Here is a 21,802-nt window from a genome sequence, read left to right as displayed (position 1 = left end):
ACCCGGAAGTGGTCGCGACGCCGTCCGCGGATCCCTCGTGGCTCAGGCGAACGCCTCCACCGGCGGGCACGCGCACACCAGGTTGCGGTCGCCGTACGCCTGGTCGATCCGGCGCACCGGCGGCCAGTACTTGGCGGCCACGAGCGAGCGCACCGGGTAGGCCGCCTCCTCGCGCGTATAGGCGTGCGTCCACTCCCCCGCGATGAGCGACACCGCGGTGTGCGGTGCGTGCACGAGCGGGTTGTCGTCGGCCGGCCAGCGTCCGGCGGCCACCGCGTCGGCCTCGGCCTTGATCATGATCATGGCCTCGATGAACCGCTCGATCTCGTCGAGGTCCTCCGACTCGGTCGGCTCCACCATCAGGGTGCCGGCGACCGGGAACGACATCGTCGGCGCGTGGAACCCGTAGTCGATGAGGCGCTTGGCGACGTCGTCGACCGTGATGCCCGTGGCCTCCTTGAGCGGACGCAGGTCGAGGATGCACTCGTGCGCGACCCGGCCGTTCTCGCCCGTGTAGAGCACGGGGAAGTGCGAGCCGAGCCGCTCCGCGATGTAGTTCGCCGAGAGCACGGCCGCTGCGGTCGCCCGGCGCAGCCCGTCGGCTCCCATCATGCGCACGTAGGCCCAGGAGATCGGCAGGATGCCCGCGGAACCGTAGGGGGCCGCCGAGATGACCGCACCGTCGAACGTGTAGCCGCCGAAATGCTCGGCGCGCTGTGCCAGCGGGTGCGAGGGCAGGTACGGGGCCAGGTGCGCCTTCGCCGCGACCGGGCCGATGCCGGGGCCACCCCCGCCGTGCGGGATCGCGAACGTCTTGTGCAGGTTGAGGTGCGAGACGTCGCCGCCCAGGTCACCGAAGCGCGCGTAGCCGAGCAGCGCGTTGAGGTTCGCGCCGTCGACGTACACCTGACCGCCGGCCTCGTGCACCGCCGTCGTGATCTCGACCACCTGCTCCTCGTACACCCCGTGCGTCGAGGGGTACGTGATCATCAGCGCAGCGAGCTCATCGGCGTGCTGCGCGATCTTGGCGCGGAGGTCGTCGAGGTCGACGTTGCCGAGCGCATCGCTGGCCACGACCACGACCTTCATGCCCGCCAGTACGGCAGACGCAGCGTTCGTGCCGTGCGCCGACGACGGGATGAGGCACACCGTGCGGTGCGCGTCGCCGTTCGCGTGGTGGTAGCCGCGGATCGCGAGCAGGCCGGCGAGCTCGCCCTGCGACCCCGCGTTCGGCTGCAGCGACACCGCGTCGTAGCCGGTGATCTCGGCGAGCCAGCTCTCGAGCTGATCGATCAGTTCGAGATAGCCCTGCACGTCGTCCGCCGGGGCGAACGGGTGGATGCCGGCGAACTCGGGCCACGTGATCGCCGCCATCTCGGTCGCCGCGTTCAGCTTCATGGTGCACGAGCCGAGCGGGATCATGCCGCGATCGAGCGCGTAGTCGCGGTCGGACAGGCTCTTGAGGTAGCGCATCATCGCGGTCTCGCTGCGGTGCGCGTGGAACACCGGGTGCGTGAGGTACTCGTCCGCGCGGCGGAGAGCCTCCGGCAGCGCGACCGAGACACCCGCGACGAACGCGAACGCCCGCTCCGTCGGCCCGCCGAACACCAGCGCCACGCGGTGCAGGTCGGTGAACGTCGTCGTCTCGTCCACCGCGACACCGATCGTGTCGGCGTCGGCGACCCGCAGCAGGATGCCGTGCTCCTCGCGCGCGCGGGCGGCATGCTCCGCCGCGGCGCCAGGCACCCGCACCGTGAGCGTGTCGAAGAAGTGCTCGTGCACGACCTCGGCCCCCGCCTCGACCAGCCAGTCACGCAACAGGGTGGCCTTGCCGGCGACGCCCTGGGCGATCGAGCGCAGCCCGTCGGGGCCGTGGTACACCGCGTACATCGAAGCCATGACCGCGAGCAGCACCTGCGCCGTGCAGATGTTGGACGTGGCCTTCTCCCGGCGGATGTGCTGCTCGCGCGTCTGCAGCGAGAGCCGGTACGCGGGCTTGCCGTCGGCATCGACCGACACCCCGACCAGTCGCCCCGGCAGCTGGCGCTCGAGGCCGGAGCGCACCGCCATATAGCCGGCGTGCGGTCCGCCGAAGCCCATCGGCACGCCGAAGCGCTGCGTGGTGCCGACCGCGACGTCGGCACCCATCGTCCCCGGGGCCGTGAGCAGTGTGAGCGCCAGCAGGTCGGCCGCGGCCACGGCGAGACCACCCGCGAGGTGCGCGGCCTCGAACACCGCCGTCGGATCCCACACGCGACCGGACGCGCCGGGGTACTGCACGAACACGCCGAACAGCTCGTCCGGCAGCTCCTCGCCCGCCGCGAGGTCGACCGTCACGAGCTCGACACCGAGGGCGTCCGCGCGGGACGCGAGCATGGCCCTGGTCTGCGGCAGCGCGTCGGCGTCGACCACGAACACGTTCGACGAGGACTTCGAGGCCCGCCGCGCGAGCAGCATCCCCTCGACCACGGCCGTGGACTCGTCGAGCATCGACGCGTTCGCGGTGCTGAGGCCGGTGAGCTCGGCGACCATGGTCTGGAAGTTGATGAGCGCCTCCAGGCGCCCCTGCGAGATCTCGGGCTGGTACGGCGTGTAAGCCGTGTACCAGGAGGGGTTCTCCAGCACGTTGCGCTGGATCACCTGGGGCGTGATGGTGTCGTAGTACCCGAGGCCGATCATCGCGCGGCGGACCGTGTTGCGCGACGCGAGCGCCCGCAGCTCGGCCAGGGCCTCGGTCTCGCTCGCGGCGGCGGGGATGCGCGACTCCGCGACCGCGGCCTCCGGCCCCGTGTAGATCGAGGCGGGGACGGCCTGGCGCATGAGCGTCTCGACCGGGCTGGTGGGCCCGTCCTCCGCGCCGCCGAGCCCGAGCGCGTCGAGCATCGTGCGCTGTGCGGCCTCGGTGGGTCCGATGTGACGATCGGCGAAAGCAACCACGTGTGTCTCAGCCCTCCGTGAGTGCGACGTAGGCGTCGCGGTCGAGCAGTCCGTCCAGGGCGCCGGCGGCGACCGAGACCTTGAGCAGCCAGCCGCCCTCGAAGGGCTCGGCGTTCACCAGCGACGGGTCGTCGACCACGGCGTCGTTGATCTCGACGACCGTGCCGGCCACCGGGGCGTAGAGCTCGCCGACCGACTTGGTCGACTCGATCTCGCCCACCACGGAGCCGGCGGTGATCTCGGTGCCGACGGCGGGGAGCTCGACGAACACCACGTCGCCCAGCTTCTCGGCGGCGTAGTCGGTGATGCCGATGGTCACGGTGTCGCCGTCACCGGCGATCCACTCGTGCTCGTCGGTGTAGCGGAGTGCGCTGAGGTCGGTCATGAGTTCCTCCGGTAGAAAGGCAGGGCGGTCACGGTCGCGGGGATACGGGTCCCCCGCACATCAAGGAATACTGCGGTTCCCTCTTCCGCGGAAGAAGGGTCGACGTAGGCCATCGCGATCGGATGACCCAGCGTCGGGCTCAGGGCGCCGCTGGTGATCTCCCCCAGCGGGGCACCGTCGGCGTCGACCACCGCGTAGCCGGCGCGGCCCGCGCGGCGACCCTCGGCGGTCAGTCCGACCAGGACGCGCGCGTCGGCCGCCGGGGCGGGGGCGTCCTTGCCGACGAAGCGCTCCTTCGCGGCGACCACCACGCGACCGAGGCCCGCCTGCGCGGGCGACGTGTCCAGGCTCAGCTCATGGCCGTACAGGGGCATCCCGGCCTCGAGCCGGAGCGTGTCGCGCGCCGCGAGGCCCGCCGGTACCAGGCCCAGGGGCGTCCCGGCGGTGAGCACGGCATCCCACAGCGCGGCCGCGTGAGCCGCCGGCACCAGAAGCTCGAAGCCGTCCTCGCCCGTGTAGCCGGTGCGGGCGAGGAGCAGCGGCTGCCCCGCGAACGTCGCGGACGCCCAGGCGTAGTAGCGCTGCTCGGCCCACGGCACGCTCACCTCGCCGATACCGGCCGTCGCGGCGAGGATCTCCTCGGCGCGCGGACCCTGCACCGCGATGAGGGCGTAGTCGTCGGACACGTCGGCGACCTCGACCTGCTCGACCCCGGAGTGCGCGACCCGGTCCGCGAGCGCACCACGGACGGCATCACGGTTGCCGGCGTTGGAGATGATCAGGTAGTCGTCGTCGGCGAGCCGGTACACGATCACGTCGTCGACGATGCCGCCCTCGGGCGTGAGCAGCAGTGAGTACTTCGCCTTGCCGACCGCAAGAGCCGACAGCCGTCCGGCCAGTGCGTAGTCGAGGAAGGCACCCGCGTCGCCTCCGCGCACGGCGAACTCGGCCATGTGCGAGATGTCGAAGATGCCCGCCGCCTGGCGCACGGCGTGATGCTCGGCGAGGTCGGATGTGTAGCGCACCGGCATCTGCCAGCCGCCGAAGTCGGTGAAGGATGCGCCGAGGGCCTCGTGGCGCTCGCGCAGCGGGGTGAAGCGGGGGTCGGACATGGAGTTCTCCCGGGCTGGGTCGGGCGGAACGGCGGCATCGCCGTTCCAGGGAACTCCCCCTCTGTCATGGGCCTGAGAGCTTCGCCCGCACGAGCACGCGGGCTTTCACCGTCGGCGGATCCCCGACAGCTCGGGATCGCTTTTCAGAGCGGCCGGACCCCCGCGGTACGCGTACCTGAGAGATTGGCGGGGAGGCTTGCTCCTTCGGTGCCCGGCTGCGTGCGCCGGGGCTCTCCCGCGTGGGTCGTTCGGCCTGTCTTCGATTGTGGCTTCAGTCTAGCCCGACGCACGGGCCCCACCCATACGGCTCGGACCCGGATCACCGTCCCGCGAGCTCCGCACGCACCTCATCGCGAAGACGGCCGAGGTTCTCGGGCTCGGGGGCGGCACCGAGGAGGGTCTTGGTGTACTCGTGCTGCGGGTGGAGGATGACCTGGTCGGCGGGTCCGCGTTCGACGACGTCGCCCTTGTAGAGCACCATGATCTCATCGGAGAAGTGGCGGGCTGTGGCGAGGTCGTGGGTGATGTACAGCACGCCCAGGTTCTCTTCCCGCTGCAGCTCGGCCAGCAGGTTCAGGACCCCGAGCCGGATCGACACGTCCAACATGCTCACCGGCTCGTCGGCGACGATGAACCGTGCCCCTGGGGCCAGCGCCCTCGCGATCGCGACGCGCTGCCGCTGCCCGCCGGACAGCTCGTGCGGGCGGCGCTCGGCGAAGCTCTCCCCCGGGGTCAGCCGGACCCGTTCGAGCAGCTCGAGCGCCCGCGCTCGCACCGCCGTCCCGGACAGCTTCGGGTGGTGCAGGCGGATCGGACGCTCCAGGTGATGCACGATCGTGTGGAACGGGTTCAACGACGCGAACGGGTCCTGGAACACCATCTGCACATCCGACCGGTACCGCTCCAACCCCCGACCCCGGGTGCCGGACTCGACACCGTCGAGGAGGATGGACCCGGAGGTGGGCGTCTCCAGCTTCATCAGCATCCGTGCGATCGTCGACTTCCCCGACCCCGACTCCCCCACCAGCGCGACCGTCTTCCCGGCCTCGATCGTGAACGACACGTCCTTCACCGCATGCAACACACTCGTGCGGAACCCGGAGCGCAGGGTGAAGTCCTTCACCAGATTCCGCGCCTCCAGGGTGCCGGTCGCGGTGGTGGTGTCGGCGATGGCGGTCATCGGATGCCCTCCTGGCTCATACCCGTGCGGACGAAATCGCCCCGCTCCCCGGTCGACGACGGGAAACTCTACAGCAGCCGTTTCGTGTACTCGTGCTGCGGGGTCCGGTAGATCTCCTCCGCCGTGCCCTGCTCCACGATCCGCCCCTGCAGCATCACCGCGATCCGATCACTGATCTTGATCAGCATCGGCAGGTCATGCGTGATGAAGATCACCGCGAACCCCAACCTCTCCCGCAACCGCATGATCTCCCGGATGATGCCCCGCTGCACCACCACATCCAACGCCGTCGTGGGCTCGTCCATGATCATCACCTGCGGATCGAGCGCCAACGCCATCGCGATCATCATCCGCTGCCGCATCCCGCCCGACAGCTCGTGCGGGAAACTCGTCAACCGGTTCGGATCCACCCCCACCAGCGTCAGCAGCTCCTCCGCCCGCTCCCGCTTCGCCCTCTTACTCATCCCCGGACGGTGCGTGTCGAAGATGTCGAAGATCTGCGCCCTCACACTGATCACCGGATTCAACGAGTTCATCGCCCCCTGGAACACCATCGAGATCTTGTCCCACCGGAACGCCCGCAACCCCTCCCCATCCAGGCCCACCACATCGATGTCATGACCATCCCGGTCATGGAACACGATCTCGCCCTGGGTCATCAACGCCGGAGCCTTCAACAACCGATTCATCCCATACGCGAGCGTCGTCTTCCCACACCCCGACTCCCCCGCCAACCCCAGGATCTCGCCACGATGCAGCGTCAGCGACACATCCCGCACCGCCCTGACCGGCGGATCCACCTCGTACTCGATCGACACGTTCCTCGCGGTCAGGACGGCGTCGCTCATGCGGAGACCCCCTTCGTCTTGGCGGCCTTGCGCACCCGACGGGCCGCATCGGGCGCGTTGCGCAGCTTCGGGTTGATGACCTCGTCGATCGCGAAGTTGATCAGCGCGAGGCCCGCGCCCAGGATCGCGATCATGATGCCCGGGGGCACGAACCACCACCACGCACCGCGGCCGAGCGCCTGCCCGGACTGGGCGTCGTTGAGGATGGACCCCCAGGTGATCGACGAGTTCGGGCCGAGACCGAGGTACGACAGCCCGGCCTCGCCGAGGATCGCGAAGATGATCGCGAACAGGAACTGCGCGGTCAGCAGCGGGAGCAGGTTCGGCATGATCTCGACGAGGATCACGCGGAACGATCGCTCCCCCGCCACCTTCGAGGCGTACACGTAGTCGCGGGTGCGCAGCGAGCGCGTCTGCAGCCGCAGGACATAGGCCGCCCCGGCCCACGAGGTGATGCCGAGCACGAAGGCGACGAGCTGCCAGCTGCGCTGCGGCACGAACGACGCGATCACCATCACGAGCGGGAGCCCGGGGATCACGATCATCACGTTCGTGAGCAGCGCCAGGGCGTCCTCGCGCCAGCCGCCGAGGTACCCCGCCAGCACACCGAAGAAGAGGGACAGGACGATCGCGATCCCGCCGGCGGTGACGCCGATGAGCAACGATCCCTGCGCCCCGATGGCGAGCTGGGCGAGGACGTCGTTGCCGAGTTTGGTCGTTCCCAGCCAGTGCTCGGCCGAGGGCGCGGCGAGTGCGGGGTTGTCGGTGCTGCGCGGGTTCTGTGTGAAGAAGGGCGCGATGATCGCGAAGAGCACGATGGCGAGCACGAGCACAGAGCCGACGATGAACTTCGGCGACGTGCTCGGCAGGATCCGGCGGCGCTTGCGTTCCTGGCGCTGCGTGGCCAGGGCGACCGTGCCCTCGGGGGCGACGGTGGGCGGCTCCTCCACGAGGAGCGGGTTCTTCGTGTCAGACATTCTGGCGAGCCCTCGGGTCGATGAAGCCATAGACGAGGTCCATGAAGAAGTTGGCGACGAGCACCGTGAGGGTGATCACGAGGAACAGCCCCTGCATCAGCGCGTAGTCGTTGTTGGTGACGGCCTGGAACATGAGCTTCCCGACACCCGGATACGTGAACACCTGTTCCATCACGATGGCGCCGGCCACCACGAAGCCGAGGGTGATCGAGAAGCCCGCGATCGACGGGATCGCGGCGTTTCGCGCGGCGTAGGTGGTCATGATGCGCCGCGGGCGCAGGCCCTTCGCCTCGGCGGTCAGCACGTAGTCCTCGGCGAGCGTCGACACCATCATGTTGCGCATGCCGAACATCCACCCGCCGACCGAGCTGATCACGATCGTGATCGCGGGAAGGAGCGAGTGAGCGACCGCGTCGGTGAAGAAGGCCCAGGTCGGCTCCGGGCCGTCCGGGAAGTCGAAGACGTCGTAGCCGCCGAACATGGGGAACCATCCGAGCCCGACCGCGAAGACGGCGACCAGCACGAGCGCGAGCCAGAAGTACGGGATGGACTGCAGGACGGTGGTCGCCGGGATGAGGTGGTCGACCCACGTGCCCCGCTTCCACCCCGCCCACGCGCCGAGCACGACGCCGAGGAGGAAGGACAGGACGGTCGCCGTGCCCACCAGCACCAGGGTCCACGGGAGGGCGCCCGCGATGAGGTCGGCGACCGGCGTCGGGAACTTCGTGACGGAGATGCCGAGGTCTCCGCGGAGCATCCGCCCCCAGTAGGCGATGTACTGCTCCCACAGCGAGGAGTCGTCGCCCCCGAGCAGCAGCTTGATGTTGCGGATGGTGGTCTCGGAGACCTCGCCGCCCGCCCGCTGCATCTTGGCGATCATGATGTCGGCGGGGTCCCCCGGCATGAGCCGGGGAAGCAGGAAGTTGATGGAGATCGCGGCCCACAGCGTGAACGCGTAGAACCCGATCCGTCGTGCATAGAACTTCATGTCACTGTGTCCTGACTTCCTGCTTCCCCGACTCCTTCGCTCAGCCGGCCGGCTTGATCTGCGTCAGCACGTAGCCGGCGGCGATGGCACCCCAGGACGGCGGGAACGCGTAGAGGTTCTCCTCCGTCGGCCAGCCGGTGTAGTCCTTCGTGTTGTAGAAGGTCTGCGTGGCGTTGATCACCAGCGGGATGTAGGGCACGTCGTTGACGATCGCGTCCTGGATCGTGGCGTAGAGCTGCTTGCGCTCCCCCTCGTCCTCGGTGCTGATGGCCTGCTGGATGGCCGCGTCGACGGCGGGGTTGCTGTAGCGGCTGAAGTTCCAGCGCCCCGGGGGGATCTCCGTCCCGACCGGGCTGGTGGACTGCACCGCGGTGCCGCCGAACCAGTCACGGTAGATCTGGAACGGGTCGGCGATGGTGGTGCCGATGACCCCGCCGACGATCAGCTGGAACTGGCCGGACTGACGGGCGTCGACGAACTCCTGCCACTGCACGGTGGACGTGGTGACCTTGATGCCGGCCTTCTCCGCCTGCTCGGCGATCAGCTTCGCGGCGTCGTTGTAGTCCGTCCACCCGTCGACCGAGATCAGGCTCAACTCGACCGGCACGCCGGCCTTCTCGTAGATGCCCGACGAGCCCTTGGTGTAGCCGGCCGCCTCGAGGATCGACGCGGCTTCCTCGACGTTCGCCTCCTGCGGACTGACCTCGTACGCGTCGTCCGTGAGCCACTTCTCATCCCGCGGGAGCAGCGTGTAGGCGGGCGAGATGTCGGCGGTGAGGCCGACGAACGCCTTCTCCTTGATGGTGGCGCGGTCGATCGCGACGTTCAGCGCCTGACGCACGGCGACGTCGGTCTGCGGACCCGTGCAGCCGAGCTCGGCGTTCGAGCACGTGTACAGCACGGTCGGGTCCTGCGGCGTGTTGATCCACTCGATCTTGCCGTTGCCGGTCACGTCGTCCGGGTTGGGGATGAACATGCCGGTCCAGTCCAGCTCGCCCGCGGCGACGAGATCCTGCGCCGTCTGGTTGTTGTCGACGGCGATGTACTGGACCTTCTTGATGGCCAGCTCGTCGGCGTCGCGGTAGTTCTCATTCGCGACTAGGGTGTAGGACTCGCTCGTGGTCTTGTCGACGACGTACGGGCCCGACCCGACCGGCTCCTCGTTGGTGAAGTTCGCGAAGTCGTCCACGTCCTTCCAGATGTGCTCGGGGAGGATGTAGCTCGAGCCCATCCGCTGGAATTCCGTGGTGTACTGCGCGATGCCGTACGTGAGCACGACGGTGGTGTCGTCCGTCGCCTCGGCGGAGACCAGATTGTTGCCCTCGGGGTTGTTGGCCTCGTACTTGAAGGTGAAGGCGACGTCGGAGGCCGTGAGGGGCTCGCCGTCGCTCCACTTCAGATCGGGCTTGATCTTCACCGTGATCTGCGTGCCGTCCTCGTTGTACTCGAAGGACTCGCCGATGAGGCCGATCGGCTCCTCATCCTTGGTCTTGTTGTAGAAGAACAGGGGCTCGTAGATCGGACCGAGTGCGCCGTGGAGCACGTTCGGGGCGAAGGGGTTGTAGTTCGTGGTGATCGGCGTCGTGCTGCCGGCCCAGACGCGGAGGGCGCGGTCGCCGTCGGCGTTGCCGCCTTCGCCTCCCCCGCCACCGCAGGCGGTGAGTCCCAGCGCGAGGACCGAGGCCCCCGCGACCGCCGTGAGCGCGATACCGCGCTTTCCCTTACGGATCATTCTTCATTTCCTCTCGGTGCTGCACTGCAGGAGGGATTCTCCGGATGGAGCCGAACCCCGGTCGGGGTTCACGGGAAACCCGGGAGGAGGAGACGGACGTCACCTCGAAGGGGTTTGTTAGGACAGTAACCTAACAAACCCCTTCGAGCCGGACAAGCCCTATTCCCTCCCGCAGATAACGTTTCGGACTCGCTGGACCCACGGCGTCATGGAGTCGCCCTAAGGGTCGCTATGACACTAAGATCGTTCACGGAGGTTAAGGTGCCTATGACTCGAAGCCAGCCCATCCGCGTCGCCGTCTCGACCGTGATCCTGACGCTGCGGCGCACCGACGACGGCCGCGCCGTGCTCGCCCTCCCCCTCGTGCTCCGCACGCGCGAGCCGTTCGCGCAGCAGTGGGCGCTCCCCGGCGGCTGGCTCACCGCCGAGGAATCCCCGGTCGACGCCGCCGCCCGCACGCTCGCGGAGACCACGGGCCTCGCGCCCAGCTACCTCGAGCAGCTCTACGCGTTCGGCGCCGTCGACCGCTCCCCCACGCGCGTCGTCTCGATCGTGTACTGGGCCCTGCTGCGACAGGACGACGTCGAAGCCCAGATCGCCGCCCACCGCGCCAGCGGACGCGCGCCGGAGAACGTGCAGTGGTTCGAGGTCGACGAGCTCCCCGCACTGGCGTTCGACCACGCCAAGATCATCGAGTACGCCCTGTGGCGCCTGCGCAACAAAGTCGGCTACAGCCGCGTCGCACAGGGCTTCCTGCCCGCGGAGTTCACGCTCGCCGAGCTCCGCGAGGCGTACGAGTCGATCCTCGGCCGCCAGCTCGACCCCGCGAACTTCCGCCGTCAGGTGGAGGCCGCCGGCAACCTCCTGCCCACCGACCGGTTCCGCACCGGAAGCCACCGTCCCGCCCGTCTGTACCGCGACAACACCGATGTCGAGCTGGCCGACCGCGGCCCCCTCGGCCCCGAAGAAACGAGCACCCGATGAGCATCACCGCCGTCCCGACTCCCGCCGTCCTGCCCGTGGACGCCTCGGTCGACCACGCGATCCAGGCGATCGTCACCGGCGCGTCGACCGAGGCCACCTGCACCACCGACCTCGCGGCCGGCCCCTGGGACTTCGACATCCGCCCGGGCTACGGCCCGGGGTCGTCCATGGGCGATGTGATCCCCACCGGCGCTCCCCGCCAGGGCGAACTGCCCGCCGAATACCGCGAGGCACCGGAGGCCGAGCTCCACGACCGCATCCGTGCCGCCAAGGCGACCCTGGGCGACCGCGTGGTGATCCTCGGGCACTTCTACCAGCGCGAAGAGGTCGTCACGCACGCCGACTACGTGGGCGACTCCTTCCAGCTCGCCACGGCCGCCAAGGGCCGGACCGACGCGGAGGCGATCGTGTTCTGCGGTGTGCACTTCATGGCCGAGACCGCCGACCTCCTGTCGCGCCCCGAGCAGTCCGTCATCCTGCCGAACCTCGCCGCCGGATGCTCGATGGCGGACATGGCCGACATCGACCAGGTCGAGGAGTGCTGGGAGCAGCTCGCCGACGTGCTGGGCGACCTCGACACGCCGGACGCGGACGGCCGCGTGCCCGTGATCCCTGTCACCTACATGAACTCGTCCGCCGCGATCAAGGGCTTCGTCGGGCGACACGGCGGCATCGTCTGCACCTCCTCCAACGCGCACACCGTGCTCGAATGGGCGTTCGCGCGCGGACAGCGCGTGCTGTTCTTCCCCGACCAGCACCTCGGCCGCAACACCGCCAAGGCCATGGGCGTGCCGCTGGAGCGCATGCCGCTGTGGAACCCGCGGCGAGCGCTCGGCGGCTCCACGCCCGACGAGCTCAGCGACGCGCGCGTCATCCTGTGGCACGGCTTCTGCTCCGTGCACCGCCGCTTCACGGTCGCGCAGATCGACCAGGCCCGCGCCGAGCACCCCGGCGTGCGCGTGATCGTCCACCCGGAGTGTCCGATGGAGGTGGTGGACGCCGCCGACGAGGCCGGATCGACCGAGTACATCCGCCGCGCGATCGACGAGGCCACCACGCCGACGACGTTCGCGATCGGCACCGAGATCAACCTCGTGCGCCGCCTCGCCGCGCAGTACCCGCAGCACCGGATCTTCTGCCTCGACCCCGTGGTGTGCCCCTGCTCGACCATGTACCGCATCCACCCCGGCTACCTCGCCTGGACGCTGGAGGAGCTGGTCGCGGGACGCACGCCCAACCGGATCACGGTGGCCCAGGACGTCGCGGAACCGGCCAGGGTCGCCCTCGAGCGCATGCTCGCCGCCAAGCCCCCGGCAGCCGGCGCGCGATGAACGTCGTCGTCGTCGGAGCGGGCATCGCGGGCATGACCGCGGCCCTGCACGCGCACGAGGCGGGCCACACCGTGACGCTCGTGACGAAGGGCGAGGTCGGCGAGGGCTGCACACCGCTCGCGCAGGGCGGGATCGCGGGCGGCTACGGGCCGGACGACTCCCCGGCCGCGCACGCGGACGACACCCTCACCGCCGGAGCCGGACTCGGCGACCGCCCCGCCGTCGAGACGCTCGTGGCCGCGAGCTCCGCCCGCATCGCGGAGCTCATCGCCCGGGGCGTCGCGTTCGACCGCGCCGCCGACGGCAGCCTCCAGCGCGGGAGGGAGGCGGCGCACAGCCACGCGCGCATCCTCCACGCGGGCGGAGACGCCACGGGTGCCGCCATCGCGACCGCCCTCACCGCGGCCGTGCGCCGGGCGGGGATCGCCCCGGTCGAACGGGCGATGCTCACCGGGCTCACCGTGGCGGACGGCACCGTGCGCGGCGTGGAGCTGCTCCACGACGACCACCCCACCGTGCGGACCGCCGACGCCGTGATCCTCGCGACCGGGGGCGACGGACAGCTGTACGCCCACACCACCAACCCCGCCGGGGTCACGGGCGACGGGATCGCCGTGGCCCTGGCCGCGGGGGCCGCGGTCGCCGACCTGGAGTTCGTGCAGTTCCACCCCACCGTGCTCGCGAGCGGCCCGGCGTTCCTCATCTCGGAGGCCGTGCGCGGCGAAGGGGCGGTGCTGCTCGACGCCGACGGACGGCGGTTCGTCTTCGACAGCCACCCCGACGGCGAGCTGGCGCCGCGGGACGTGGTCGCGCGGGCGATCGCCGCACAGGCCGCGCGACAGGACGTGCCGGTGCGCCTCGACGCCACGATGCTGGGAGCTGCGACCCTCGCGCGCCGCTTCCCCACGATCGACCGTGTCACCCGCGAGCGGGGCTTCGACTGGTCTCGCGAGCCGCTCCCGGTGACCCCGGCTGCGCACTACCTGATGGGCGGCGTCGTGACCGACCTCGACGGACGCACCACGATCCGCGGGCTCTACGCGGTGGGCGAGGTGGCCCGTACCGGGGTGCACGGCGCGAACCGCCTCGCGTCGAACTCCCTCCTGGAGGGTGCGGTGTTCGGCGCACGGGCGGCTGCGGCCCTCGCCGGTCCCTGGCCCGCCGGTGTCCACCCCGGCCCCACGACGCCGCGGGCGACCGCGACACCCGCCACGGAGCCGACGGCGACCACCGGCACCCCGCCGTTCGCGCGCCGCGCCCTGCAGCAGCTGATGTGGGACGAGGTCGGACTCCACCGCACAGCGCGGGGACTCGAGCGCGCCCTCGGCACCATCCGCGGCTGGATCATCGCGCAGCAGCCGCCGCAGAGCGCGCGCGACCACGAGGACGCCCACCTGCTGCACGTCGCGGAGGCCACGGCCGCCGCTGCCCTGGCGCGCCGCATCTCGGTCGGCGCCCACCACCGCGCGGACGCGGAGCCCGCCGCCCCCGCCACCGCCCGTCCCCCGATCCTGGAGACCGTCTGATGCTCACCCGTGCCACCCTCACCCGCGTGGTCGGCGCCGCCCTCGAGGAGGACGCCCCGTGGGGCGACCTGACCAGTGCGACGCTGCTGCCCGCCGACGCCACCGCGACCGCCGACCTCGTCGCCCGCGAGCCCGGGGTGTTCAGCGGCGGAGAGGTGTTCGCCGCCGCCTTCACCCTCACCGACCCGGAGGTCACCGTGGACCTGCACGTGGGCGAGGGCGACGCGTTCGCTGCGGGTGACGTGCTCGCGACCGTGACCGGAGCCGCCCGCAGCCTGCTGACCGCCGAGCGGGTGGCGCTGAACTTCACGCAGCGCATGTCGGGCATCGCGACCCTCACCGCCGCGTACGTCGCGGCGATCGAGGGCACGCGCGCCCGCATCGGCGACACCAGGAAGACCACCCCGGGGCTCCGGGCGTTCGAGCGCCACGCCGTCGCCTGCGGGGGTGGCCGCAACCACCGCTTCTCCCTGTCAGACGCGGTCATGGCGAAGGACAACCACCTCGCGGTGCTGCAGCGCACCGGTCTCGACCTGGCGTCGGCGCTGCGCGAGGCCGTGGCGCGACTGCCGCACACCGCGCACGTCGTGGTCGAGGTCGACCGGCTCGACCAGATCCCCGCGGTGCTCGACGGCGGCGCGCACACGGTGCTGCTGGACAACTTCACCCCGGACGAGCTGCGCGCCGGTGTCGCGCTGATCGACGGTCGCGCGACCGCGGAGGCTTCGGGCGGCGTCGACCTCGACACCGTGGCCGCGATCGCCCGCACGGGAGTGGACATCATCTCCGTCGGGGCGCTCACCCACTCGGCCCGCGCGCTCGATCTCGGCCTGGATCTGCGGATCGACTGACGCCGTGCTGTACCTCGACCACGCCGCCACCTCCCCCGTCCGCCCGGAGGTGCTGGCCGCGATGCAGCCGTACCTCACGACGGTGTACGGCAACCCCGCCAGCCACCACACCGCGGGAGAGGCGGCGGCGGAGGCCCTCGAGGACGCCAGGGCCAGGGTCGCGCACGTGCTCGGGATGCGCCGCGGCGACGTCGTGTTCACCAGCGGCGGCACCGAGGCGAACAACCTCGCGGTGAAGGGACTGGTGCTCGGCGCGCTGAGCTCGGGGCGCCGGCACGTCGTGGTGTCGCCGATCGAGCACGAGTCGATCCTGGAGTCGGCCGCGTTCCTCGCGCGGTTCCACGACGTGGAGGTGACGGCGCTCGACGTGGGGCCGGACGGCCGCGTCACCACCGAGGCCCTCGCCGCCGCGCTCCGCGATGACACGGCACTGGTCGCGCTGGGGCACGCGAACAACGAGATCGGCACGGTGCAGGACGTCGAGGCCCTTGCCGCGGTCGCCCGTGCGCGGGGAGTGCCGCTGCACCTCGACGCCGTGCAGTCGGCGGGCTGGCTGCCGCTGCGCGACCTCGGCGCCGACGCGGTGTCGATCGCCGGGCACAAGCTGGGCGCCCCCAAGGGCACGGGCGCGCTCGCGGTGCGTGGCCGCCTGCCCCTGGAGCCGCTGCTGCACGGCGGCGGACAGGAGCGCGGGCGCCGCTCGGGCACCGCCGACGTCGCGGGCGCCGTGGGCCTGGCGACCGCGCTCGACCTCGCCGAACGGGAACGCGAGGTCGCGGGGGCGCGGATCGGCGCCGCGACCGGACGCTTCATCGCCGAGCTGCTGAGGCGGGTGCCGGAGGCGGCGCTCACGGGTGACCCCGTGCGCCGTCTGCCCGCCACGGCCAGCTTCACGATCGCGGGGGTGAGCGGCGAGGCGGTGCTGCTGGAGCTGGAGCGGCGCGGCGTCATCTCGTCCAGCGGCTCCGCGTGCGCGGCGGGCAGCGACGAGCCGTCGCACGTGCTGCTCGCGTGCGGCCTCGACCCCGCGGTCGCCCAGACCTCGGTGCGCTTCACGTTCGGGCGCGCCCCCCTCCCGGACGACGCGCCGGAGCGCCTCGCCGCCCTCGTCGCCGCCTCCGTGGACGCCGTCCGGGGGTGAGCTGCGGCTCTAGACTCGGCTGGTGACCGACGCCCCGCTCGTGACCCTGGTCGTGCCAGGACGCGACATCGCCGCCTTCGCCCGCGCCGCGCTCGACTCGCTGCGCGCGCAGACCGAGCGACGCTGGCGTGCCATCCTCATCGACGACGGCTCGACCGACGACACGGGCGCGATCTTCGACGCCGCCGCGGCCGCGGATCCGCGGTTCACGTCGATGCGTCACGCCGCCTCCCGCGGCCTCGGTGCCGCGCGCAACGTGGGCCTCTCGCTCGTGGACACCCCGTACACCGGGTTCCTCGACGCCGACGACGAACTGCGCCCCACGGCGCTCGCCCGGCTGCTCGGCACGCTCGAGGAGACCGGGAGCGACCTCGCCGCCGGCGCGTACGTGCGGTCGCGGTGGCAGGGCGACCGCTACGTCGCGGGGCGCGTGCAGCCGTGGGTCGCCGCCGCCACCGCCCCCGAGCGACGCGGCACCACGCTTGCCGAGCACCCCGCGGCCGCGTCGAACATCGTCGCGTGGTCGAAGGTGAGCAGGACCCCGCTGTGGACCGACCTCCGCTTCCCCGAGGGCGTCGCCTACGAGGACCAGGTCGTCGCGCAGACCCTGTACACCCGCGCCGGGGCGTTCGACGTCATCCCCGACGTCGTCGTCGAGTGGCGGGTCAGGGCCGACGGCACGTCGATCACGCAGAGCAAGGCCCAGCTCCCCGTGCTCCGCGACTACCTCACGGCCCTCCGCGGCGGGATCGCGGTGCTGCACGCCGCCGGGGAGCACGCCGCCGTCACCGCCCGCCTCGACCTCATCCTGGCGATGGACGTCCCTCCCCTGCTCGACATCGCCCGTACGCACCCCGACCCGGCGTACGACGCCGAGGTGCAGGCGTTCCTGGCCGAGCTGCGGGCGCTGCCGGAGTTCGCCGACGCCGCTCCCGATCCCGCGCTCGCCGACGCCCTGAACTGGTGAGCCCGACCCCCGAAAGGCCGCCCGCATGAACGCCTACCTCGACTCGCTGTTCTCGCTCGACGGTCGCACGGCCGTGGTGACCGGCGGCAGCTCCGGCATCGGCCGCGGCATCGCCACCGCACTCGCCCGCGCGGGCGCCGCGACCGTGATCGTCGCCCGTGGCGAGGAGCGCATCCGCGAGACCGTCGAGGAGCTGCGCGGTCACGGCGCCCGCGCGGCCGGGGTCGTCGGCGACCTGGGCACGCGCGACGGCATCCACGCCGCGGCCGCCGCGGCCGCGGAGCCGTTCGGCGAGCCGGACATCCTGGTGAACTCGGCGGGCATCAACCTCCGGCCGCCCTACGCCGAGATCACGCAGGACGACTGGGACGCGACCATGACGGTCAACGCGCTGGCGCCGTTCCTGCTCGGCCAGCGGTACGCGAGGGGCATGGCGTCCCGCGGCTACGGACGGCTCATCCACATCAGCTCGCAGCAGGCGCACCGGGCTTTCGTGGGCAGCGGCGTGTACGGCGCGTCGAAGGGCGCGGTCGAGTCGCTCATGCGCTCCGAAGCCGAGGCCTGGGGTGGCACCGGAGTCACGAGCAACACCCTGGTGCCCGGGTTCGTGCTCACCCCGCTGAACGCCCGGCTGCAGCAGGACCCCGACACCATCGCGGCCCTCGCCGCGCGCACCATGATCGGACGCAACGGACTGCCGAGCGACTTCGCGGGCGCCGCGGTGTTCCTCGCCGGTGCGGGCTCGGCCTACGTCACCGGGCACTCGCTGTTCGTCGACGGCGGCCTGTCCGTGCACTGACGCCGCCGCCCCGGCGCTCAGGCCTCGGGGAGGGCGGACTCGTCGGGGTCGGGCGTCGTGACCCCGGTGGCCGCCGCCGGTGCGGACGGCGTGATCAGCGGAGCCGCGGTCGCGAGTGCGGTGACGGCGTCCGCCGCAGCCGCGTCGTCCGGTGCGCGGTCGGCACGGCGGGCGTCGAGCGCCGCCCGCACGCCCCCGGTCGCGGGCTCCCCCGCGTCGTCTTCCTCGATCTCCGCCTCGACGGTGAGCACGCGCGAGGCCGCCACCTGCTGCGCCGCGAGCTCGGCGTAGAGCCCGCCCTGCGCCAGCAGCTCGGCGTGCGTGCCGGACTCGACGATGCGGCCGGCATCGATCACGTGGATCACGTCGGCGCCCATGACGGTGGACAGCCGGTGCGCGATCGAGAGGGTCGTGCGTCCCTTCGCCGCCTCGTCCAGCGCCTCCTGCACGACGCGTTCCGACACGGTGTCGAGCGCCGAGGTCGCCTCGTCGAGCAGCAGCACCGGCGGGTCCTTGAGCAGGACGCGCGCGATCGCGATCCGCTGCTTCTCCCCGCCGGACAACCGGTAGCCGCGTTCGCCGACCACGGTGTCGTAGCCCTTCTCGAACCCGCTGATGATGTGGTGGATGTTGGCCGCGGTGCAGGCGGCGATCAGCTCCTGCTCGGTCGCGTCCGGCTTGGCGTACAGGAGGTTCTCGCGGATGGTCGCATGGAAGAGGTAGGTCTCCTGCGACACGATGCCCACGTCGTCGATGATCGACTCCTGCCGCAGCGTGCGCACGTCGGCGCCGGCGAACAGGACGGTGCCCTCCGTGGCTTCGTACAGGCGCGGTGCGAGGTAGATGATCGTGGTCTTGCCCGCCCCGGACGGCCCGACGAACGCCACGTGCTGCCCCGGCTCCGCCACGAACGACACGCCGTGCAGCGTGGGTCGGGCGTCGGGCGCGGCATCCGGGTAGCGGAACACCACGTCGGCGAACTCCACGCGACCGCGCGGCCCCGGCGCCCGGTCGACCGTGATCGCGTCGGGCGCGTCGGTGATCTCGGGCACCAGGTCGAGGTACTCGAAGATGCGCGCGAACAGCGCGGAGGACGTCTGCAGGTCGAGCGAGACGCGCATGAGCCCCATCAGCGGCATGAGCAGCCGGGCCTGCACGGTCGTGAACGCCACGATGGTGCCGGCGGTGATGGCACCGGTGCCGCCCGCGATGAAGAACCCGGACACGAGATAGATGACGGCGGGGACGCTGGCCATGATCACCTGCACGACCGCGAAGAAGCCCTGACCGCTCATCGCGCGGCGCACCTGGAGGACCACCTGGTTGCGGTTCTCCGCCTGGTAGCGCTCCGACTCGGTGCGCTGCCGGTTGAACGCCTTGGAGAGCAGCATGCCCGACACGCTCAGCGTCTCCTGCGTGATCGACGTGAGCTCCGACAGCGACTCCTGCGTCTCCCCCGCGATGCGCGCCCGCACCTGGCCGACGCGGCGCTGGACGAGCACGAGGAACGGCATCAGCACGACCGCGATCAGGGTGAGACGCCAGTCGATCAGGATCATCGCGACGAGCGAGGCGATCACGGTGACGGCATTGCCGAGGATGCTCGTGACGGTGTTGGTGAGCACGCCGGACACCCCGCCGACGTCGTTCTGCAGGCGCGACTGGATGACCCCGGTCTTGGTACGGGTGAAGAACCCGAGCTCCATCGCCTGCAGGTGCTCGAAAAGGCGCACCCGCAGGTCGCCCGTGACGCTGTTGCCGACGGTCGCGGTGAGCCACGTCTGCACGACGCCGAGTCCGGCCGAGAGCAGGAACAGGGCGACCATCGCGCCCACGAGCCAGGCCAGCAGCTGCAGGTGAGGGCCGCCGCCGTCGACCGGGAAGAGTGCGTCGTCGAAGATGCGCTGCACCAGCAACGGCGGGATGACCGCGATGCCCGCTCCCACGACCACCAGCACGCCCGTCACGAGGATGCGCCACCGGTAGGCGCTGAACAGCGCGACCACGCGGCTGCCCAGGCCCTCGATGCGCGGAGCCTCGGCGTTCTGGCGGCGCTGGGCCTCCTCGTCGACCCCACGGAACCCGGCCCGTGGCCCGCCGCCCATACCGCCCATGCTCATGGCGCAAGCGTACCCACGGGCGCCGACGTCGCCGCCCGCGGATCTCCGCCCTGAGCGGATATCACAGGGATCGGAATGAAATGTCCGCGGCACCCGTTACGCTGAGTGACTCCTGCGAACTCTCGCGCCTTCCTTCCCCCTCGATGCCCTGGAGGCCGCCCATGTCTGCCGTCGATACCGGCTCCATCTCGACGCCTCCCGCACAGAGCGGTGAGATCCCCCGCCGCGACATGCGCGTGATCTGGCTCCTGCTCGTCGCGGCCTTCGTCGCCATCCTCAACGAGACCACGATGGGGATCGCGATCCCGCACCTCAACACCGACCTGGGCATCCCGCCCGAGCTCGGGCAGTGGCTCACGAGCGCCTTCATGCTCACCATGGCGGTCGTCATCCCGACGACCGGCTTCATCCTGCAGCGCTTCACGACCCGTCAGGTCTTCATCGCCGCGATGACGGCCTTCTCGCTGGGCACCCTGGTCGCGCTGGTCGCGCCCGGCTTCTCGGTGCTGCTGGTCGGCCGGGTGATCCAGGCCGCGGGCACCGGCATCATGATGCCGCTGCTGATGACGACGATCATGAACGTCGTGCCGCCGCAGTCGCGCGGCCGCATGATGGGCCGGGTCGGCCTCGTGATCTCGCTCGCCCCCGCCATCGGCCCGACGCTCGCCGGCGCCGTGCTCGATGCGTTCAACTGGCGGGCGCTGTTCGCGATCGTGCTGCCCATCGCCCTCGTGTCGCTCGGCATGGGCGTGAAGTGGATGACGAACCTGGGCGAGACCCGCAAGGCTCCGCTCGACGTGCTGTCGATCCCGCTCGCGGCGCTCGGCTTCGGCGGCATCGTGTTCGGACTCAGCCAGTTCGGCGGCGAGGGCGGCTCGGGCGGCACGGCGGGCGTGATCGCGCTGTCGGTCGGCGCCGTGTCGCTCGCGCTGTTCGTGTGGCGTCAGCTGGTGCTGCAGCGCGTGGACGACGCCCTGCTCGACCTCCGGGTGTTCCGCGTCGGCAACTTCTCGCTCGCGGTGATCATCATGACCATCCTGGCGCTGTCGATGTTCGGCACGCTCACGCTGCTCCCGCAGTATCTGCAGAACGTGGCGGGTCTCACGGCTCTGGAGTCGGGGCTGATCCTGCTCCCGGGTTCCGTCCTGATGGGCCTGCTCGGTCCGGTGATGGGCCGCGTGTACGACGCGAAGGGCACGCGCCCGCTGCTCATCCCCGGCACGATCCTGGTCTCGGCGGCGCTGTTCTTCTACTCCACCGTGGGCGAGCACACCGTGTGGTGGCTGCTCATCATCGTGCAGGCGGCCATGTCGGTCGGACTCGCGATGTCGTTCACCCCGCTGTTCTCCTCGTCGCTGGGCTCGCTGCACCGGTCGCTGTACTCGCACGGCTCGGCCGTCCTCAACACGCTGCAGCAGGTGGGCGGTGCGGCCGGAGTCGCGCTGCTCACGGTCACGTACTCGGCGATCCTGCACGCGGGAGAAGACGAGGGTCTGTCGCGGGCGGTCGCGGGGGCACCCGGTGCACGCATGGCGTTCCTCATCGCGGCGATCATCTCGCTCGCGGCGGTGGCGCTCAGCCCGTTCGTGCGCAAGCCCGCCGACGATGCCGGTGAGGGCGGCCACGGGGGCCACTGACACCGCCCGGGTGTGACGGCGTCTGTCGCCTACCGCGTCGACGGCGCGGGGAGGTGGCAGACGCCGTTGCTGCAGAAGCCGACGGCATCCCCGTCGAGCACCTCGAGCGCGGCGGGGAGCGGCTGCAGCACGGGCGCGGTCTCCTGCTCGGCGTTGCGCGGCGTCTTCTCGGTCATCCTTCGATGGTACGCCCGCCGGAGAGGGACGGCTCCGCGGCCCTACCCGCGGTGCGCAGTCGGGCGTATCCTTCCGGGTGATGCGGGTCAACGCCCCTCCGGCGGGCCCGG

Annotated in this window: 17 protein-coding genes, 1 pseudogene and 1 riboswitch; of the genes and pseudogenes, 8 read left to right on the top strand and 10 right to left on the bottom strand. The window is 71.1% G+C overall.

Annotated elements, in window-relative coordinates:
* Nucleotides 1–42: 42 nt before the first annotated feature.
* The 8 genes and pseudogenes from gcvP to ACFV3I_RS07565 all read right to left on the bottom strand — a co-directional run bounded on the left by gcvP (nt 43) and on the right by ACFV3I_RS07565 (nt 10,159).
* A complete protein-coding gene (gene gcvP, locus ACFV3I_RS07600) occupies nt 43–2,883 on the bottom strand; it encodes an aminomethyl-transferring glycine dehydrogenase (protein WP_378803855.1) in 2,841 nt (946 codons plus the stop codon).
* A gap of 61 nt (nt 2,884–2,944) precedes the next feature.
* The gene (gcvH, locus tag ACFV3I_RS07595; protein ID WP_136028632.1) at nt 2,945–3,322 is read right to left on the bottom strand and encodes a glycine cleavage system protein GcvH; all 378 of its coding nucleotides are present in this window, start codon (nt 3,320–3,322) and stop codon (nt 2,945–2,947) included.
* The gene (gcvT, locus tag ACFV3I_RS07590) at nt 3,319–4,434 is read right to left on the bottom strand and encodes a glycine cleavage system aminomethyltransferase GcvT (protein WP_247638570.1); all 1,116 of its coding nucleotides are present in this window, start codon (nt 4,432–4,434) and stop codon (nt 3,319–3,321) included. The genes gcvH and gcvT overlap by 4 nt, the downstream gene beginning before the upstream one ends.
* A gap of 153 nt (nt 4,435–4,587) precedes the next feature.
* A riboswitch (glycine riboswitch) is annotated at nt 4,588–4,682 on the bottom strand.
* Nucleotides 4,683–4,753: 71 nt separating this feature from the next.
* Nucleotides 4,754–5,614, bottom strand: coding sequence for an ABC transporter ATP-binding protein (locus ACFV3I_RS07585; RefSeq protein WP_378803555.1), 861 nt, complete (start codon nt 5,612–5,614; stop codon nt 4,754–4,756).
* Between the two features lie 71 nt (nt 5,615–5,685).
* Nucleotides 5,686–6,462, bottom strand: a pseudogene (locus ACFV3I_RS07580) (ABC transporter ATP-binding protein); the annotation flags it as partial.
* On the bottom strand, nt 6,459–7,439 hold the full coding sequence (locus tag ACFV3I_RS07575) for an ABC transporter permease (RefSeq protein ID WP_136035503.1): 981 nt from the start codon (nt 7,437–7,439) through the stop codon (nt 6,459–6,461). The gene ACFV3I_RS07575 and the pseudogene ACFV3I_RS07580, both read right to left, overlap by 4 nt.
* The gene (locus ACFV3I_RS07570; protein ID WP_136035502.1) at nt 7,432–8,427 is read right to left on the bottom strand and encodes an ABC transporter permease; all 996 of its coding nucleotides are present in this window, start codon (nt 8,425–8,427) and stop codon (nt 7,432–7,434) included. The genes ACFV3I_RS07575 and ACFV3I_RS07570 overlap by 8 nt, the downstream gene beginning before the upstream one ends.
* A 40-nt stretch (nt 8,428–8,467) precedes the next feature.
* Complete coding sequence (locus ACFV3I_RS07565) at nt 8,468–10,159, bottom strand: ABC transporter substrate-binding protein (protein ID WP_136035501.1); 1,692 nt, start codon at nt 10,157–10,159, stop codon at nt 8,468–8,470.
* Between the two features lie 267 nt (nt 10,160–10,426).
* Here ACFV3I_RS07565 and ACFV3I_RS07560 point away from each other — a divergent pair, with 267 nt between their 5' ends.
* Genes ACFV3I_RS07560 through ACFV3I_RS07530 form a run of 7 tightly spaced genes read left to right on the top strand, consistent with a single transcriptional unit; the run spans nt 10,427 to nt 17,758 of the window.
* Nucleotides 10,427–11,143 carry an NUDIX domain-containing protein gene (locus ACFV3I_RS07560; RefSeq protein ID WP_247638567.1) on the top strand — a complete coding sequence of 239 codons (717 nt, stop codon included), beginning with the start codon at nt 10,427–10,429 and terminating at the stop codon, nt 11,141–11,143.
* Complete coding sequence (gene nadA / locus ACFV3I_RS07555; protein WP_247638566.1) at nt 11,140–12,474, top strand: quinolinate synthase NadA; 1,335 nt, start codon at nt 11,140–11,142, stop codon at nt 12,472–12,474. The genes ACFV3I_RS07560 and nadA overlap by 4 nt, the downstream gene beginning before the upstream one ends.
* On the top strand, nt 12,471–14,000 hold the full coding sequence (gene nadB / locus ACFV3I_RS07550) for an L-aspartate oxidase (protein WP_378822654.1): 1,530 nt from the start codon (nt 12,471–12,473) through the stop codon (nt 13,998–14,000). The genes nadA and nadB overlap by 4 nt, the downstream gene beginning before the upstream one ends.
* Nucleotides 14,000–14,851 (top strand): carboxylating nicotinate-nucleotide diphosphorylase, encoded by an 852-nt coding sequence (nadC, locus tag ACFV3I_RS07545; protein WP_247638564.1) that lies wholly within the window; start codon nt 14,000–14,002, stop codon nt 14,849–14,851. The genes nadB and nadC overlap by 1 nt, the downstream gene beginning before the upstream one ends.
* A gap of 4 nt (nt 14,852–14,855) precedes the next feature.
* Nucleotides 14,856–15,992 (top strand): cysteine desulfurase family protein, encoded by a 1,137-nt coding sequence (locus ACFV3I_RS07540; protein ID WP_247638563.1) that lies wholly within the window; start codon nt 14,856–14,858, stop codon nt 15,990–15,992.
* A 22-nt stretch (nt 15,993–16,014) separates the two neighbouring features.
* Complete coding sequence (locus ACFV3I_RS07535; protein ID WP_308194353.1) at nt 16,015–16,959, top strand: glycosyltransferase family 2 protein; 945 nt, start codon at nt 16,015–16,017, stop codon at nt 16,957–16,959.
* Between the two features lie 25 nt (nt 16,960–16,984).
* A complete protein-coding gene (locus tag ACFV3I_RS07530) occupies nt 16,985–17,758 on the top strand; it encodes an SDR family NAD(P)-dependent oxidoreductase (RefSeq protein ID WP_247638562.1) in 774 nt (257 codons plus the stop codon).
* Nucleotides 17,759–17,775: 17 nt separating this feature from the next.
* On the opposite strand, the gene ACFV3I_RS07525 is transcribed toward ACFV3I_RS07530, so the two are convergent.
* Nucleotides 17,776–19,872, bottom strand: a complete 2,097-nt coding sequence (locus tag ACFV3I_RS07525; RefSeq protein WP_247982862.1) for an ABC transporter ATP-binding protein — start codon at nt 19,870–19,872, stop codon at nt 17,776–17,778.
* Nucleotides 19,873–20,039: 167 nt separating this feature from the next.
* Here ACFV3I_RS07525 and ACFV3I_RS07520 point away from each other — a divergent pair, with 167 nt between their 5' ends.
* Nucleotides 20,040–21,515 carry an MDR family MFS transporter gene (locus ACFV3I_RS07520; protein ID WP_136036937.1) on the top strand — a complete coding sequence of 492 codons (1,476 nt, stop codon included), beginning with the start codon at nt 20,040–20,042 and terminating at the stop codon, nt 21,513–21,515.
* 29 nt (nt 21,516–21,544) lie between these two features.
* Here the strand turns inward: ACFV3I_RS07520 and ACFV3I_RS07515 are convergent, their stop codons facing one another.
* On the bottom strand, nt 21,545–21,691 hold the full coding sequence (locus ACFV3I_RS07515; RefSeq protein ID WP_168387113.1) for a hypothetical protein: 147 nt from the start codon (nt 21,689–21,691) through the stop codon (nt 21,545–21,547).
* Nucleotides 21,692–21,802: the final 111 nt, after the last annotated feature.

The sequence above is a fragment of the Microbacterium sp. NPDC059771 genome (assembly GCF_042732495.1).
Taxonomy (GTDB): Bacteria; Actinomycetota; Actinomycetes; order Actinomycetales; family Microbacteriaceae; genus Microbacterium; species Microbacterium sufflavum.
The sequence above is the reverse complement of the archived record's forward strand: the minus strand, read 5'-3'. Positions and strand labels throughout refer to the sequence as shown.

What these genes read in the sequence shown, in the direction of transcription:
- gcvP (WP_378803855.1), bottom strand. Translation starts at nt 2,883, where the DNA reads ATGCTCGACGCGCTCGGGCTCGGCGGCGCGGAGGACGGGCCCACCAGC.
- gcvH (WP_136028632.1), bottom strand. Translation starts at nt 3,322, where the DNA reads ATGACCGACCTCAGCGCACTCCGCTACACCGACGAGCACGAGTGGATC.
- gcvT (WP_247638570.1), bottom strand. Translation starts at nt 4,434, where the DNA reads ATGTCCGACCCCCGCTTCACCCCGCTGCGCGAGCGCCACGAGGCCCTC.
- ACFV3I_RS07585 (WP_378803555.1), bottom strand. Translation starts at nt 5,614, where the DNA reads ATGACCGCCATCGCCGACACCACCACCGCGACCGGCACCCTGGAGGCG.
- ACFV3I_RS07575 (WP_136035503.1), bottom strand. Translation starts at nt 7,439, where the DNA reads ATGTCTGACACGAAGAACCCGCTCCTCGTGGAGGAGCCGCCCACCGTC.
- ACFV3I_RS07570 (WP_136035502.1), bottom strand. Translation starts at nt 8,427, where the DNA reads ATGAAGTTCTATGCACGACGGATCGGGTTCTACGCGTTCACGCTGTGG.
- ACFV3I_RS07565 (WP_136035501.1), bottom strand. Translation starts at nt 10,159, where the DNA reads ATGATCCGTAAGGGAAAGCGCGGTATCGCGCTCACGGCGGTCGCGGGG.
- ACFV3I_RS07560 (WP_247638567.1), top strand. Translation starts at nt 10,427, where the DNA reads ATGACTCGAAGCCAGCCCATCCGCGTCGCCGTCTCGACCGTGATCCTG.
- nadA (WP_247638566.1), top strand. Translation starts at nt 11,140, where the DNA reads ATGAGCATCACCGCCGTCCCGACTCCCGCCGTCCTGCCCGTGGACGCC.
- nadB (WP_378822654.1), top strand. Translation starts at nt 12,471, where the DNA reads ATGAACGTCGTCGTCGTCGGAGCGGGCATCGCGGGCATGACCGCGGCC.
- nadC (WP_247638564.1), top strand. Translation starts at nt 14,000, where the DNA reads ATGCTCACCCGTGCCACCCTCACCCGCGTGGTCGGCGCCGCCCTCGAG.
- ACFV3I_RS07530 (WP_247638562.1), top strand. Translation starts at nt 16,985, where the DNA reads ATGAACGCCTACCTCGACTCGCTGTTCTCGCTCGACGGTCGCACGGCC.
- ACFV3I_RS07525 (WP_247982862.1), bottom strand. Translation starts at nt 19,872, where the DNA reads ATGGGCGGTATGGGCGGCGGGCCACGGGCCGGGTTCCGTGGGGTCGAC.
- ACFV3I_RS07520 (WP_136036937.1), top strand. Translation starts at nt 20,040, where the DNA reads ATGTCTGCCGTCGATACCGGCTCCATCTCGACGCCTCCCGCACAGAGC.
- ACFV3I_RS07515 (WP_168387113.1), bottom strand. Translation starts at nt 21,691, where the DNA reads ATGACCGAGAAGACGCCGCGCAACGCCGAGCAGGAGACCGCGCCCGTG.